The 15,644-nt window shown below is 64.0% G+C and carries 13 protein-coding genes; 7 read left to right on the top strand and 6 right to left on the bottom strand.

Annotated elements, in window-relative coordinates; all coding sequences use genetic code 11:
• The 4 genes from AD664_RS04200 to AD664_RS27470 all read right to left on the bottom strand — a co-directional run bounded on the left by AD664_RS04200 (window position 1) and on the right by AD664_RS27470 (window position 5,248).
• Window positions 1-1,023: a response regulator gene (locus tag AD664_RS04200; protein ID WP_083454134.1), complete on the bottom strand. Its 1,023-nt coding sequence runs from the start codon at window positions 1,021-1,023 to the stop codon at window positions 1-3.
• Window positions 1,024-1,208: 185 nt separating this feature from the next.
• Window positions 1,209-3,515 (bottom strand): Orn/Lys/Arg decarboxylase N-terminal domain-containing protein, encoded by a 2,307-nt coding sequence (locus AD664_RS04195; protein ID WP_053144601.1) that lies wholly within the window; start codon window positions 3,513-3,515, stop codon window positions 1,209-1,211.
• A complete protein-coding gene (potE, locus tag AD664_RS04190; protein WP_053144599.1) occupies window positions 3,512-4,921 on the bottom strand; it encodes a putrescine-ornithine antiporter in 1,410 nt (469 codons plus the stop codon). Before potE ends, AD664_RS04195 begins: the two co-directional genes overlap by 4 nt.
• 129 nt (window positions 4,922-5,050) lie before the next feature.
• On the bottom strand, window positions 5,051-5,248 hold the full coding sequence (locus AD664_RS27470) for a hypothetical protein (RefSeq protein ID WP_157061538.1): 198 nt from the start codon (window positions 5,246-5,248) through the stop codon (window positions 5,051-5,053).
• On the opposite strand from AD664_RS27470, the gene AD664_RS04185 reads away from it, so the two are divergent.
• The 5 genes from AD664_RS04185 (at window position 5,243) to AD664_RS04165 (ending at window position 10,002) form a co-directional block, all read left to right on the top strand.
• Window positions 5,243-5,911: a GntR family transcriptional regulator gene (locus AD664_RS04185; RefSeq protein ID WP_053144598.1), complete on the top strand. Its 669-nt coding sequence runs from the start codon at window positions 5,243-5,245 to the stop codon at window positions 5,909-5,911. The genes AD664_RS27470 and AD664_RS04185 overlap by 6 nt on opposite strands.
• 74 nt (window positions 5,912-5,985) lie before the next feature.
• The gene (locus AD664_RS04180; protein ID WP_053144596.1) at window positions 5,986-6,792 is read left to right on the top strand and encodes an ABC transporter substrate-binding protein; all 807 of its coding nucleotides are present in this window, start codon (window positions 5,986-5,988) and stop codon (window positions 6,790-6,792) included.
• 12 nt (window positions 6,793-6,804) lie between these two features.
• On the top strand, window positions 6,805-7,581 hold the full coding sequence (locus AD664_RS04175) for an amino acid ABC transporter permease (RefSeq protein ID WP_053144594.1): 777 nt from the start codon (window positions 6,805-6,807) through the stop codon (window positions 7,579-7,581).
• A 2-nt stretch (window positions 7,582-7,583) separates the two neighbouring features.
• Entirely contained in the window at window positions 7,584-8,363 is a 780-nt protein-coding gene (locus AD664_RS04170) for an amino acid ABC transporter ATP-binding protein (protein WP_053144592.1), read from the top strand.
• Between the two features lie 28 nt (window positions 8,364-8,391).
• Window positions 8,392-10,002 (top strand): gamma-glutamyltransferase family protein, encoded by a 1,611-nt coding sequence (locus tag AD664_RS04165; protein WP_053144590.1) that lies wholly within the window; start codon window positions 8,392-8,394, stop codon window positions 10,000-10,002.
• Window positions 10,003-10,013: 11 nt separating this feature from the next.
• Here the strand turns inward: AD664_RS04165 and AD664_RS04160 are convergent, their stop codons facing one another.
• Window positions 10,014-11,780 carry a S8/S53 family peptidase gene (locus AD664_RS04160; protein ID WP_053144588.1) on the bottom strand — a complete coding sequence of 589 codons (1,767 nt, stop codon included), beginning with the start codon at window positions 11,778-11,780 and terminating at the stop codon, window positions 10,014-10,016.
• Between the two features lie 378 nt (window positions 11,781-12,158).
• On the opposite strand from AD664_RS04160, the gene AD664_RS04155 reads away from it, so the two are divergent.
• Window positions 12,159-13,379, top strand: coding sequence for an MFS transporter (locus tag AD664_RS04155; RefSeq protein WP_053144586.1), 1,221 nt, complete (start codon window positions 12,159-12,161; stop codon window positions 13,377-13,379).
• 82 nt (window positions 13,380-13,461) lie between these two features.
• Window positions 13,462-14,364, top strand: a complete 903-nt coding sequence (locus AD664_RS04150; protein WP_053144584.1) for a LysR family transcriptional regulator — start codon at window positions 13,462-13,464, stop codon at window positions 14,362-14,364.
• A 30-nt stretch (window positions 14,365-14,394) separates the two neighbouring features.
• Here the strand turns inward: AD664_RS04150 and AD664_RS04145 are convergent, their stop codons facing one another.
• Window positions 14,395-15,633, bottom strand: a complete 1,239-nt coding sequence (locus AD664_RS04145; protein ID WP_053144582.1) for a TIGR02270 family protein — start codon at window positions 15,631-15,633, stop codon at window positions 14,395-14,397.
• Window positions 15,634-15,644 lie beyond the last annotated feature (11 nt).

The raw sequence follows: 15,644 nt of genomic DNA, 5'->3' as shown, positions 1-15,644 counted from the left end.
TCAGTTCATCAAGTAGGCGAGTTTGTGGGTCAGGCGGGGAATGGAGTCCTCGGTGAACAGCAGCAACAGGTCGAAACTGATGTCCTGGCCCTCCAGGCTGTAGCTGATTTCCACGGCCAGGGTCTTTTTCCAGCGCTTGCGGTTGACCCGGATCAGCTCGTCGATGGCCGCATGCTGGCCCAGAATCTGCGGATGGCCCTGGGAAAACCCCACGTCGACCTGCTCGGCGATGCTGCTCAGGCAGGCGCCGATCAGCACGCTGGAGAGGTCCAGCAACATTTCGAGGTCGGAATAATCGGCGCTCTCACGCTGCATCAGGAGGGCGATGTCGGTGATTTCCGAATCGTGGAACATCAGCAGCGCCTCGCCGGCAATGCCCCCGCCGATGAACCCCTGGCAGATCGCGGTCAGTTGCTGGGAATTGCTGGCATCGGCCAGGGCCATGTGCAGTTCGCCGACTTCGAGGATGTTCACGTTCGGCACGGGCAATTGCACGAACACCCCAAGCACCTTGGCGATCAAGGCGGCGGCTCGGCCGATGGCGACATTGACGGTTTCGCGGAAGGCGTCGTGGAAACTGATCGCGGTGTTTTGTACCGCGCGTGGTTGCGGGGGTTGTCCGGGTTGTGCCAGCAACCCCAGCTTGCCGAGGGTCTGGCGCAACTCGGCTTCGTCGAACGGTTTTTTCAGGAAGGCCAGCGCGCCCAGTTCGCGCACACGGCGCACCGCTTCTTCCTGGACGTCGCCGGAGATCACAATGACCTGGGCCTTCAGTCCTTCGGCGCGCAATGCGCTCAAGACCTGGTAGCCGTCCATTTCCGGCATGGTCAGGTCCAGCAGCACCACCTGTCCCAGGCCCTGGCGGATGGCATCCATCGCCTGCCGGCCATTGGTGGCTTCGGTGATCGAAACCGGCCAGTCCGCCGGCAGCGCCCGTAATACCTGTTTACGGGCCATGTTGGAGTCATCGCATACCACTAGGGGAATCACTGACACAGAAGACGCTCGCCGAGGGTTGGACATCAGGGAAAATCCGATGGGCATCATGCCACAGGCCTACTTGTTCCGACCGCGCCGATGTTCACGAATTCAGCAAAATTCAAATGCCAGGGGTGGGGCCGCTTCGCGCCCCGGCGGGAGCAAGCTCCCTCGTCACATAGACTGCAGCGACTGCAGAGACCACAGAAGCCACATGGCCCAGACCTTGGTCAATCCGCAACCCCGCCAGCGGCCTTCAGTACCAACAGGTGATAGACGCCGTCCTCGACCTCGATCCCATGGGTGTCATGGGTGAAGCCTGGAAAGGATCTGTCGAAGGCTTCCAGCGCCCTCAGGTAAGCCAGTATCGGGCCATCCGCGGGACCGGCATTTTCGCCGGGCATGAGTAGGGGAATCCCTGGTGGGTAGGGCACGATGCCGGTGGCCGCGATGCGTCCGGCGGCATTGTCCAGCGTGACCTTCTCGATGTGGTTGCGCACCAGTTTTTCGTAGGCTTCCACCGGGCTGTACACCGCTTGCGGCAGCATGCCGAACGCCTGGGCCATGGACGCGGTGGTCTTGTGCCGTTTCATGGCGGCGAAGATGTCATCGGCCAGGTCCTTGAGGCCCATGCCGGCGTAGCGCTGCTGGTTGGCGGTCAGCAGGTCCGGCAGGCACAGCTCCAGTTCGAGGTTTTCGTCATAGTCACGCTTGAAGTCGAGCAGGGCGTTGACCAGCGTGCCCCATTTGCCTTTGGTGATGCCGATGGAGAACAGGAACAGGATCGTGAAGTCGGTGGTTTTCTCCACCACGATGCCCTGGTGCTCCAGGTAAGCGGTGACAACACAGGCAGGGATGCCGAAGTCCTGCAGGTGGCCATCGTCACCCATGCCCGGGCTCAGCACCGAGACCTTGATCGGGTCGAGCATGCAGTAGCCGTCTTCGATGTCACCGAAGCCGTGCCAGGTTTCGTTCGGATGCAGCACCCAACAGTCCGGCTCCGTGCGCAGCATCACCGGGTCGGCGGCGTGAAAAGGCATCGGGGCGCCGTCAACCTGCACCGACGGCGGCTGCCAGCAGGTGAAGAACCACTCGTCCTTGCCTTGCATCTCGTTGTGCATGCGCGAGAGGACCTGGCGGAAGGCGACGGCTTCCTCGATGGATTCACTGGTCAGGATCTGCCCGTTCGGCGCCTCCATCATGGCCGAGCTGACGTCGCAGGACGCCATGATCGCGTAGCTGGGCGAGGTGGAGGCGTGCATCATGAACGACTCGTTGAAGCGCCCGTGCTCGATCGGGTTACGGCCATTGCGCACGTGAATCATCGAGGCCTGGGACAGCGCGGCCAGCAACTTGTGGGTCGATTGGGTGGCGAACACGGTGGGCTTGGAATCATCGTGATCGTCAGGGCTGCCGTGCATGGCGAAGCGCTCGCGATACAGCGGGTTGAACCGTGCATAGCCGTACCAGGCTTCGTCGAAGTGCAGGCGATCGACGCTTTGCCCCAACAGTTCCTCGACGCGGGTGACGTTGTAGGTCAGGCCGTCGTAGGTGGAGTTGGTGATGATCGCGTGCACCGGCGTCGGGTCGATGCCGGCCTTGACCATCGGGTTATTTGCGATGGCCGCCTTCACGCCTTCGGCGCTCAACGTGCGCGGCAGGATCGGACCGATGATGCCGTAGCGGTTACGGGTCGGCACCAGGTAGGTGGGCAGGGCGCCGGAGAGGGTCATCGCATGCTCGGCGGACTTATGGCAGTTGCGATCGCATAGGGCAATCTGGTTGCGCGTGACGCTGGCCATCAGGATCACGCGGTTGGACATCGACGAGCCATTGGTGACGTAGTACGTGCGATGGGCACCGAATACCTTGGCCGCGTAGCGTTCACCTTGGCCAATGGGCCCGCTGTGGTCCAGCAGCGAGCCCAGCTCGCCGACGGAAATGGACAGGTCCGAGCGCAAGAGGTTTTCCCCGAAAAACTCGTAGAACGCCCGGCCAGCAGTGCTTTTGAGGAACGCCGTACCACCGGCATGGCCAGGCGTGTGCCAGGAGTATTCATAAGAGCGGGCAAACTTGACCAGGGCCCCGAACATCGGCGGCAGAGCGGCCTTGCGGTAGCGTTCGATGGCCGCCAGGATCCGGCCGCTGAGGAACCGGCTGGTGTCTTCCGGCAGCCAGATGAAGTCGTCGGCGTGTTGCATCACCACCAGTGGGATGCTGGAGGCGGTGCTGCGATCACTGATCAGGAACACCGGCACCCGGGTGTTGCGCTCGCGCAGGTTGGCCAACAGCTTGATGCATTCTTCGTGGCCTTCGCTTACGTCCATTTCCCAACTGAGCAGGACGCATTGGATGGCCGGGTCGGAATTGAGGATCGACGTTGCGTCGCCGAGGGATTCGGACACCAGCACGCTGATGGCGCGTTGCTCGACGTCGCTGATCAGTTGATTCAGGGCTCGGCCAAACACCGTGCGCTTGTCGGGCGGGTTGCTGACCAGCAGGGTGAGCATCCCGAGCGTCTGGGTATTTTCCGTCATGATTGAGCCTCCAGGCTGCCTTTGTTCAAGTGGTTCACCGGTACGGGGTCACCCACCAGGTGCTGCGCGCTGACGGTTTGGGTCGGTACGCTATTGTTGAGGGCTTCCAGGCGGATGAGCCGGTTGTTGACGAAGCCGAACAAGGTGTAGCCGAAAATGGTCGCGACGCCGCCGAGCATCAGCGCCTGCTCGCCCGAGCTGTACAGCGCCAGGTAGCTGTAGGCGGCCGCGACCCAGGCGATGAGGTTGGTGGCCAGGGCCTTGCCGGCGGGCACGTTGGAGACTTTCTGCAGGGTCATCAGGGCCGCCATGGAGAGGATGTAGGGCACCAGGTTGGTGACCACCGCCAGGTTGACGAGAATGTCGAATTGCTTGCTCAAATCCGGGCTGATGGTCAGAAGACCCAGGGCCGTCTGTGCGGCCAGCAGCACCAGCATGCCGACAATGGGCGTGCCGGCCTTGTTGGCCTTGGCGAAAATCGCCAGGAAGTACCCGGTGTCCGCCGAGCTCTTGTAGACCTGGGCAATGGTGAACTGCCAACCGAGCAGCGAGCCGACGCACGCGAGCACCATCAACCCCTTCACCAGGTCGCCCACGGCAGGGTTGAACATCCTGGCGAAGGCCAGGCCGAACGGCGCCGTGGAGGCCGCCAGCTCGGCGTTGCCGACGATGCCCGCGATGACGTTGGTGGAGACGATGTAGAGCACGGCGGCCCCCAGGGTCCCACCCAATACGGCGATGGGGACGTTCTTCTCGGGGTTTTCCACCGCATCGGTGTTGGCGCAGGCCGATTCAAGCCCTAGGAAGGCCCACAAGGTGATTGCCACGGAAGCGCCGGCCGCTTCGTACCAGCTCTTGTCGTGGGGGTTCCAGGCGGCGGCATAGACACTGCTGTCGAACCAGAACCAACCGACGGTCGAGACCAGCACCACCGGCGCGATCACGCCCCACACGGTGAAGGCGCCGATCCGGCCGGTGATCCGCGCTCCGCCGAAGTTGGCGAAGGTGGTGAGCCACAACAATGCAATGGTCGCCAGCCCTACTTGCAAGGCGTCGAGCTTGAGGTGGAACAGTTCCTGGGCATAGCCGACGGCGGTGACGCTGATCGCCACGTTGGCAATCAACAGCGACAGACCGTAGGTGTAGTTGGTGATGTAGTTGCCGGCCTTGCCGAAGGTGTATTCGGCGTAACCGCCCATGCCACCGGTCTTGCGGCAGAGCATCGCGCAGCGGGCGAACGCATAGGCCAGCGCCAGGGAGCCGGTGGCGGTGACGAGCCACGACAGGATGGAAATGGCGCCCACTTCGGCCAGCTTGCTCGGCAACAACACAATACCGGAGCCCAGCATGTTGACGGCGGTCAACATCGTCAGCTGCACCACCGTCATTTTCTTCGCCACTGCCATTGCTTGCCTCACTCGATGCCGGGGAGAAAGGTTTAGCTATAGCTAATTATCCGGATGTCGCAATGTTCTGGGCCTATGCCCAGGCGCCCCGGGCGCGGAGCAGTGTTACCTGGCTACCGCCTTGCACACTCATGGATCGCCGATGGGCCATTTGGTAGCAGCTTCTTTCATCGTGCGGGCTGATGTCTTTGCAAGGCGAGAAGCGCGGCTGGCGGGCTCTTCCATTAAATCAGTCACTTGCCCTGCATTGCCGGAAGCTGGCACGCATCCTGCTTTTTGAATCCATGGATAATTGGATACAAAAATGCAGAAGGTGCTGCCATGCAATTCGCTCCTACGTTTGCTGAACGTCCGCCGATGACGGCCGAGGAAGAGGCCTACAACTTCCTGCTGGAGGCCATTTGTGGCGGACGATTTCGCAAGGGCGACCGGCTGATCGCCGAGGACATCGCCAGTGAGATCGGCATGAGCCGGATGCCGGTGCGCGAGGCGTTTCGCCGCCTGGACGCCCAGGGTCTGGTGACGTTGCGCCCCAATCGCGGGGCGGTGGTCAGTGGGCTGGACATCGATGAATTGCAGGAAGTCTTCGAAATGCGCAGCGCCCTTGAAGGCCTGGCGATGCGCGTCGCGGTGGGGCGCATCGGCGCCCGGCAACTGGCCGCGCTTGAACGCCTACTGGATGAGATGGACGACTACCGCGACGAGAGCGCCGAGTGGGTCAGCCGGCATAGGGCCTTTCATGAATACCTGTGCAGCCTCAGCGGTCGCCCGCGATTGCTCAAGCAGATCAGCGCCCTCTACGCGCTGGTGGAAGCGCCTATGCGCCTGTGGTTGCAGCATGTCGACAAGCCGTTGAGCGCACGCCAGGAGCATGCGGTGATCCTCGAGGCGATCCGGGCCGGCGATGCCGAGAAGGCCGAGGCCGTCATACGCACCCATATCGAAGGCACCGTCCCTGAACTGATCCTTTTCCTGCAATCGAAAAAATAGCCAGAGCAGGCACGAGCCTGCCGTGTTTTGACGCTGAGTACTGCCCGTTACCCACCGAACTGGAGTGTCTGGTCATGCATAAGCCTCGCCTGTTGATCGCTGCAATAACCTTGGGATTGTGTACTCAGTGGGCGCAAGCCGCCCCCGTCGTACCGGAGCGTTTGCTCAAGGTCGACACCCTGGTCTACTGCTCCGGCATGGACTCGCCGCCGCTGGTGGCCTTCGATGAGGCGCAGAAGCCCAAGGGGCTGACAGTTGACCTGGGCCTGGAGATCGCCAAGCGCCTGGGGGACAAGAAGGTGCAATGGCGGGTCATTCCGTTCTCCGGTCTGGTCCCGGCGCTGTTGGCCAAGCAGTGCGACATGATCGTCGACCAACTGTTCGACAAGCCCGAGCGCCGCGAAGTCATCGACATCGTCAACTACATGTATTCCAGCCAGGCGGTGGTGGTGCCCAAGGGCAATCCGAAGGGCATCAAGACACTGACCGACCTGTCCACCCGCAAGGTCGCGGTGCTCAACGGTTCCACCATCAAGACCCTGCTCGACGCCGAGAACGACACGCTGGCCAAGGCCGGCAAGCCGCCGATGAAACTGGTGGTCTACAACACCGACACCGATGCGTTCCAGGCACTGCGCATCCGCCAGGTCGATGCCTACGGCACCACGGTGGAAACCGCCGGCTACTACGCCGCCATGGCCCCCGATCTGTTCGAGGAAGGCGTACCGGCCTTCAGCCGGATTCTCACCGGCATCGGCATTCGCAAGGACGATCCGCAACTCAGCGCTGCGGTGCAGCAAATCATCAACGACATGCGCAGCGACGGCAGCTACCGCCAATTGCTCAGCAACTGGCACGTCGCCAGCGACACGCTCGATTGAGGGAAGGCGTCGATGAATTTCAATTGGGATGTGTTTTGGCAGTATCTGTTGCAGCCCAGTGGGGTCTACCTCACCGGCCTTTGGCTGACCTGCGTGATCAGCGTGCTGGCAATGCTGCTGGGCTGTGTGCTCGGGTTGGTGGCGGCCTTGCTACGGTTGTCGAAGAACCCGTTGCTGCACATGCCCGTGCGCTTCTACGTATGGTTGATGCGCGGCACGCCGTTGCTGGTGCAGATCGTCTTCCTCTACACCGCATTGGCGGCCGGTGGCGTGTTCCGTTTCGAGGACATCGAGCTGTTCGGCCTGGTGATCCCCGGCAATATCCAGGCGGCGATCATTGCCCTGGGCCTCAACGAAGGCGCCTACATGGCCGAGATCATCCGGGCCGGCATCGGCGCCGTCGACAAGGGCCAGTATGAAGCCGGGCGCTCCCTGGGCATGACCTTCGCCAAGCTGATGCGCCGGATCATCCTGCCCCAGGCCTTTCGGGTCATCGTGCCGCCGCTGGGCAACGAGTTCAACGTCATGCTCAAGAACACCACGCTGGTCAGTGTGATCGGTGTGCAGGAGTTGCTGCTCAGCACGCAAATGGTCACGTCCGCGACGTTCCGGGTGTTCGAGTTGTACCTGGTGGTGGCGATTTATTTCCTGTTGCTGACCACCCTCTGGGGCTTTTTCCAGCGCTGGCTGGAAGCCCGTTTCGGGCAATCGGACCGACCGTCGTCGCCTCCGCCGGCCGCCACCCGGATGTTCGGGCGCAGCAGCCTTAAACTGTTGAGGGAGCGTTGACCATGGCGCACAAGAGCGAAGAGCTGATCATCGAGGCCCTGGACGTGCACAAGTCCTTTGGCGACTTGCAGATCCTCAAGGGCATTTCCCTTCAGGTGCGCCGTGGCGAGGTGGTGGTGCTGATCGGCGCGTCTGGCTCCGGCAAGACCACGTTCATCCGCTGCATCAACTTGCTGGAGGACATCCAGGCCGGGCGCATCCGCGTCAACGGCCGGGCCATGGGTTACCGCGAGCGTGCCGATGGCAGCCTGGTGCGTGATTCGGAACGCAACATCGCCCGCCAGCGCCGGGACATCGGCATGGTGTTCCAACGCTTCAACCTGTTTCCCCACATGACGGCCCTGGAGAACATCATCGAAGCGCCGATCCAGGTGCTCGGGACGCCGCGCGGCGCGGCGCTGGAACAGGCCCGCGGCCTGCTGGAGCGGGTTGGCCTGGCGGACAAGGCCGACCATTACCCCTCGATGCTTTCCGGCGGCCAGCAGCAGCGCGTGGCGATTGCCCGCGCCTTGGCGATGAAGCCCCAGGCGATGCTGTTCGACGAGCCCACCAGCGCCCTCGATCCGGAAACCGTCGGGGAGGTATTGCAGGTGATGAAGGAATTGGCGGAGGACGGCATGACCATGGTGGTGGTCACCCACGAAATGGGCTTTGCCCGCGAAGTGGCGGACCGCGTGGTGGTGCTGGACCAGGGCGAACTCATCGAGCAAGGTCCGCCGGAGCAGATCTTCAGTCATCCCAGCCATCCGCGTACCCGGGCTTTTCTCAGTCGCGTGCTTTGATTCATTTCGTCGGTGAAGAGACTTTGTCATGTTGAAATTTTCGGCTCACGAGTACCCGTATCCCTCGCAACGCCAGAGTGTCTTTGCCCGTCGCGGCATGGTGGCGGCTTCCCAGCCCCTGGCCGCACAGGCGGGTATCGAGATCATGCAAAAAGGCGGCAATGCCATCGATGCCGCCATCGCCACGGCGGCGGCGCTGACGGTGGTCGAACCCACCGGCTGCGGAATCGGCGGCGACGCCTTCGCCCTGGTCTGGAGCCAGGGCCAACTGCACGGCCTCAATGGCAACGGCCACGCGCCGGCGGCCCTGAGCATCGAAGCGGTCAAGGCAGCCGGCCATGGGCAGATGCCGCTCTATGGCTGGACGCCCGTGACCGTGCCGGGATGCCCATCGGCCTGGGCCGAACTGTCGCAGCGTTTCGGCAAATTGCCTTTTGCCGAGTTGCTGCAACCGGCGATCAGCCTGGCGCGGGGTGGCTTTGCGCTGTCGCCGGTGGTTGCCCATCAGTGGCAGGCGGCCCTGGACGAATTCACGCCCCATCGCGACCCGGTGCTGCAGGCATGGTTCGAGACGTTCCTGATCGACGGCCGCGCGCCGCGGGCCGGGGAGGTGTTCTGCAACCCGGCCCAGGCCCGGACCCTTGAAGAACTCGCCGCCACCCGCTGCGAAAGCTTCTATCGCGGTGCCCTGGCCGAGCGCCTGGATGCCCACTCCCGTGCCAGCGGTGGCTACTTGCGCAGCGCGGACCTCAAGGACTATCGCGCCCAATGGGTCGAGCCGATCCACGTCAATTATCGAGGCGTCGATGTCTGGGAAATCCCGCCGAGCGGGCAGGGCCTGGTGGCCTTGATGGCGCTGAAGCTGCTCGAAGGGTTCCGTTTCGATCACCGTGACAGCCACCAGACCTGGCACCGCCAGCTCGAAGCGATGAAGTTGGCCTACAGCGATGGCCTGCACTACATCACCGACCCTGCGCACATGCGCGTGGCCGTGGCAGACCTGCTCAGCGACGACTACAGCGACCGGCGCCGCGCGCAGATCGGCGAACAGGCCCAGCCACCCGCGCCGGGCGATCCCCACGCCAGCGGCACGGTGTACCTGGCAACCGCCGACGCCGAGGGCAACATGGTCTCGTTCATCCAGAGCAACTACCACGGCTTCGGCTCCGGGGTGGTGCTGCCCGACAGTGGCATTGCGCTGCAGAATCGCGGGCAGGAGTTCAGCCTCGATCCCACCCACGCCAACTGCCTGGCTCCGGGCAAGAAAACCTTCCATACCATCATCCCCGGCTTCCTCACCCACAATGGCCAGGCCCTTGGCCCCTTTGGCGTCATGGGTGGCTACATGCAACCCCAGGGGCATGTGCAGATGGTCATGAACCTGGTGGATTTCGGCTTGAACCCGCAGGCCGCCCTGGACGCGCCACGCTGGCAATGGCTGGGCGGGATGAGCGTGGGCATCGAGCACGGCGCGTCAGCGGATCTGGTCAACGCCCTGGCCCGGCGCGGTCATCAGGTGCAGGTCAGCAGCGACCTGACCCACTATGGGCGTGGGCAGATCATCCTTCGCGACCCGGTCAGTGGCGTGTTGTGTGGCGGGACCGAGCCCCGGGCGGATTCGCATATTGCGGTCTGGTGATGACGGCCGCTTCAGCGCACCCGCTCGCGGCTCTGCACCGCCAGGTCCAGCGCCTTCTGCATGTCCAGCCGCGCTGAGCGGCCGATGTCCCGGTCGTTGAGCTGGTAGCGGCGCTCCGATGGCAGGATGGGGGCGGTGAGGTCTTCCGCGTCCATCCTTTCGAAGTCGTGATTGTCACCGATGGTCATGGCGCTGCGGCGCAACAGCATGCGCAATTGCTCGGGCTGCAACTGCGGATTGATGGACAGCATCGCAGCCAGCAGGCCGGCGACCATCGGCGTGGCGTAGGAGGTGCCGCAATGCACGGCGCCTTCCTCGCCAGCGCGGGTGGTCGAGGCGTGGGCGCAGGCGGCCGCGGTGATGTCGACGCGCATGTCGATGTTCGAAGAGCTGCGCTTGACCGCGTAGCCGGGGTCGTCCACGGCCACGTCCTCGCGCTCGCTGCGTTGATGCCCGCCGACCACCAGCAGTTGTTCGGTGATGAAGGAGGAGGGCAGGCGATATTCATCGGTGCCCGAGAACGACGCGCCGTTGCCGGCGGAGTTCACCACCACCACGTCGGGGTGTTCCTTGCGCAGCCACAGGAAGAACTCTTCCAACAGTTCCTCGTAGCCGCCCATGGCAATGCCCGAGCGCAACAGGGAATCCACGTCATCGCCCTTGACGTCCTTGGCGCCGACGCGGTGGATGCCCCAGCTCCAGTTGAGCACGCGCACGCCGTCTTCCACCAGGTTGACCGAGGCAGCGATGTTGGCGGTGATCCCGGCATCGGAGTTGCGTTCGACGATGACCTCGAAGCCCCCACTGGCCTTGTCCAGGCCGCGCAGGAAACCGCTGTTGCCGCCGTCGTTCCAGCGCGCCGCGAGGATGCCGGCGACGGTGGTGCCATGGTTGTCCGGCTTGTCTGCATCGCGCGCGTAGACGCAGGTGCGCGGCAGCGTGCACGGCCCGACGTAGTCGGCGAAATCGGCGGTGTCGAAGTCGACGTCGCGCTCGATCAGGCCGATGCGCACCGGTTGCACCGGGATGGGAGCCTGGCGCCCGGGGATCCGTCGCTGGTAGTAGTTCACCGCGTCGAGAAAGCGATTGGCGGCCCATTCATCGGAGTCCGGCGAAGGCTTGCCGGGTTCCTCGGGACGGGCCTGCGCCTGCTCGGCCTCTTCGGCGGCGGACTCCTCGATCACCACCGCATCGACACTGGTCTCGCTGCCCAGGCGCAGCACCAGGGCATCACGCTGGACCAGGTCCCTGGCCGGCAGGCGAAGCTGGTACAGGTTCAGCGGAGCGATGCGCCCGACCACCTTCGCCCCGTACTTGCGGGCCAGGCGCTCGGCTTCCTGGCGGCCATCGTGATCTTCTTCGATCAGCACGCTGACCAGGTCGACGTAGGTGGTCAAGCCATCCATATTCTTCGCCACTTCCCCCGGCCCGGCGGCCAGCACATGGCTGTCGCGCAGGCTCAGCCAGGCGGCGTTGCTGCGGCGCGAACCGTCTTCCAGCCACAGCGGGCCGCTCTGGTATCCGCTGCTGGCCAAGCTTGCCCGCAGGGCGTTGCCCTCACGCCGGATCACGTCCATAGGGAGTGCCTTTGCCCCCAGATGCAGTGTCGGAACGGCCTCGCCCAGCCCTCGCACGGTCAGGCACCAATCCTGGCGCTGATCGTCCAGCAGGTCGCCGCAGCGCTTGAGGCCCTCCAGGCGCAGCGGCTCCTGTGCCGCGCTCGCGCAGTGGCTCGCCAGGACAAACAAGGCCGCGAGGGCGGCGGAACGCAGGGGCATGGGGTGATTTTCCTTGGGAAGGGGCCTGATTGCTCCGACTGCCGGATTCACCGTAACGTTCCTTGGCGCCGTCAGCGGCAGAACTTCTCGATTGCCCATGCGACATCCTTGTGGCATCGCGGTGACGCTGTCGGATGTGTGCGTCGCCTCGAAAGCGCCTTCGCGAGCAAGCTCGCTCCCACAGGACACCACCATTCTTTGTGGGAGCGAGCTTGCTCGCGAAAGCAGCCCCCTCATCCATCCCCCTTTGCACCAACCGGCCACCACAAGCCCGTCGTTGCGCGCGGCGCATCACTGTGTTGCCCGAAGCACGGATTCTCCTGATGCACGCCGATCTTTAGCCTGGATGACACTTCCTTATCTTGACGAGGTGTCATCATGCTCACGGGCAATCCAGCGGCTACGGCCTTTGGCAAAACGAGTGCTTCACTGTCCGACCTGATGGTCGCGTTCCTGGCATTGTGCTGCGGCGCGGTCGTGGCCAATCTTTACTATGCGCAGCCGATCGTCGAACTGATCGCGCCGCAGATCGGCCTGTCCAGTGCCAAGGCGAGCCTGATCGTGTCGCTCACGCAGTTCGGCTACGCCCTGGGGCTGTTGTTCCTGGTGCCGCTGGCCGACCTTCTGGAAAACCGGCGTCTGGTGGTTGGGCTTACGCTGGCGGCGGGCGTCAGCCTGTTGTCGGCCGGGCTGTCCCAGACGCCTTCGATGTTCCTGGTTTTTTCGCTGTTGATCGGCCTGACCTCGGTGGCCGTGCAGATCCTCGTGCCGCTGGCGGCGCATCTGGCGCCGGAGGCCAGCCGTGGTCGCGTGGTGGGCAACATCATGAGCGGCCTGCTGCTGGGGATCCTCCTGTCGCGGCCGCTGTCGAGCCTGCTGGTCGAAGCGTTCGGCTGGCGTGGGGTATTTTTCAGCGCGGCGGCCTTGATGGCGCTTATCGCATCGGTCACGGCCGTGGCTTTGCCACGCCGGGAACCCACTCATCGGGCCAGTTATGCGGCGTTGATCGGTTCGGTACTGGCTTTGGCGCGGCGGCATGCGGTCTTGCGTGAGCGCTCGCTGTACCAAGGGTTGTTGTTCGCCAGCTTCAGCCTGTTCTGGACCATCGCCCCCATCGAATTGATGCGCAACCACGGCTTCGACCAGACCCAGGTCGCGCTGTTTGCCTTGGTGGGCGCAGTGGGCGCGATCGCAGCGCCCATCGCCGGGCGCCTGGCCGATGCCGGCCACGGTCGCAAGGGCACGCGGGTGGCGCTGTTACTGGCACCGATTTCCTTGCTGATCGCGGCATTGCCCGGCCACGGCTATGTTGGCTTGGTGGCGTGCGCCGTGCTGCTGGATTTCGCCGTGCAACTGAGCATGGTGCTGGGGCAACGCGAGGTGTACGCCCTCGACCCCCACAGCCGGGCGCGGCTCAATGCGGTGTACATGACCAGCATCTTCGTGGGGGGTGCCTTGGGCTCGCTGGTCGCCAGTCCACTCTACGAGCAATTTGGCTGGACCGTCTCGGCCCTCGCGGTGGCCGTGATTCCAGCTCTGGCGCTGGTGCTGTTCTTGGCGCGCGGGGTCCGCGCGGCGCCAGTGGCCCACGGCCAATAGTGTGGTGACGCACCGTGCGGCAAGACGGCGGGCCCACGGTGATGCACAATCGGCACCGTTCGTTCTTGATCGGAAGCCATTCATGGACAAGTTGCTGGCCCTGAAGATGTTTGTCGAGACCGTGCGCTGCGGCGGTTACTCCTCGGCGGCGCGCAAACTCGGCATCGCTACTTCGTCGGTCACCCGCCAGGTCGCGGGGTTGGAACAGGCGCTGGGGGCCAGCCTGCTCAACCGCACGACCCGCCACATCAGCGTCACGACTGCCGGGCAGGCCTATTTCGAAAAAGCCGTGGCGATTCTGGAAGCCATGGATGAAGCCGATGCCTTCGTCGCCGACCGGGGAAACGAGGCCAAGGGGTCGCTGCGAGTCAGCGTGCCGGTGGAGTTCGGTCGCCGCATCATCGCGCCGCACTTGAACCGTTTGCTGGAGCGTCATCCCGGGTTGGAGATCAGCCTGTCGCTGAACGACCAGGTGGGCGATCTGTTGAGCGAGCAGATCGACGTGTCGGTGCGCTTAGGGTCGACGGTTGTCAGCGAAGAGATCGTCAGCAAACGGCTCGGCGGCTTCCAACGCTGGGTGCTGGCAAGCCCCAGTTACCTGCACCGCCATGGCGTGCCCGCTCATCCCCGCGACTTGCTGGAACATCAATGCCTGCGCTTCGATTATGGCGGCACCCACCCGCAATGGACGTTCCGGGCCAGCGGTGAAACCCTCTCGCTGAATGTGCGGGGACGCTTGCACAGCAACAACGCCGATATCCTGCGCGAGGCCGCCATTGCCGGCGGCGGCGTGACGCTGCTGGCCGACTGGCTGGTGCGCGAGGATGTCGCCCAAGGCCGATTGATCCGGCTGCTGGAGCAATACGAGGTCAATCCGGGCAGTGCCAGCACCTGCATCAACGCGTTGTACCTGCCCAATCATCGAGGCTCGAGCCGCATCAACGTGTTCATCGAGTTTCTCCAGCAGATTCTGGCTGCGGCGTGAAAACGGCTCGCGCTGGCCTGTCTTGGGGCGTTAGCGCAATAACTGCCGTTGTCGCCGGGCCGGCGCGCTGGTGGGGAACAGCACCTCGGTCGGCCGATAGCGGGCGATGCCATAGGCCGCCGCCAGCCGCTGGCGTTGCTGGCCGTGGATAAGGGCTTTGCGGTAACTGTTTTCGCTCTGGGGCAAGCCCAGCGTGTAGCCGATGCCCGGTTGGAACTCGCTTTCATGGGCCTGCCACCAGGCAGCGACTGACGGCGGATCGGGCCACGGCAAGTCCTCGTCGGGGTCCATGGCCACCTGAGGGTCTGCCGGGTCGTCGTTGGGGCCTGCATCAAAATCCGGCGGGTCCCGCCGCTCCAGATCGAGCAGCCCCAGGTCAGCGCCGGTGATCAGGCTGAAAGCCTCGCCAGCCACGCGGGCCTGGGGCAGCTCATTCATTTGCTGGATCAACCACGGCACGCTGACCGGGTCGCCCAGCAGGCCCAGGGCCTGGACGCCGAGGCGTTGTTGCTCGGGGTTCTGGACCCATTGGCGTATCCAGGCCATGTTCAGCTCGCGTTTCTGCCAGGCCAGCAACACGCACAGCGCGCGGTACTGGAACTCCCCCGGTTGCTCGGCGAACGGGCGCAGGCTTTCCAAGGCTTGTTCATCGCCCATCTGCGCGGTGGCCCAATAGCTCCAGAAACGCACGCCTGCATCCGGATGCAGACGATGGGCCTGAAGCATTGGCAGCAGGTCACGCCGACGCAACTCGCCGGCCGTTCGAGCGGCACGCGCCAGGACACTGGGTTCAGCCTGGGCCAGCTCGCTTGCCAGGGCCTGGCCAGGGTCGCGTCGATGCATCCCGCAAGCAGCCAGGCCGAGGCGCCGGAACAACGGTTCGGAGGAGGCGAGCATGCGGTCGATCCAGGGCGAGACACACGCCCAGTCCAGCCAGCCCAACGCCATCAGGTAGCCACGCTCCGTTTGCGCGGCGCCTCGCACGTGCTCGCTGAGTCGCGACAATACCTTCGCATTGGCCGACTGGAAGGCCAGCACCACACAGGCGAACAGTTCACCGACCGAGTGTGGACCCAACTGCGCCAGCAACACCTCCAGGCCTTCCGGGCCGGCGATGCGCAGCCCATCGAGATGGGCGTCGATCCGTTCGTCCAGGTTGCCGAGGTCATCGAGGTCGTAGTGGGGCGCACGCACGGCGTAGTCGTGCAGGAGAATGAGAAAACAGGCCTCTTCGGCGTGTTGTTCGATCATTGTTGAAATGCAGGCCATGACGTCTCTAT

Source organism: Pseudomonas sp. P97.38 (assembly GCF_001269745.1).
GTDB lineage: Bacteria > Pseudomonadota > Gammaproteobacteria > Pseudomonadales > Pseudomonadaceae > Aquipseudomonas > Aquipseudomonas chlororaphis_E.
The sequence above is the reverse complement of the archived record's forward strand: the minus strand, read 5'-3'. Positions and strand labels throughout refer to the sequence as shown.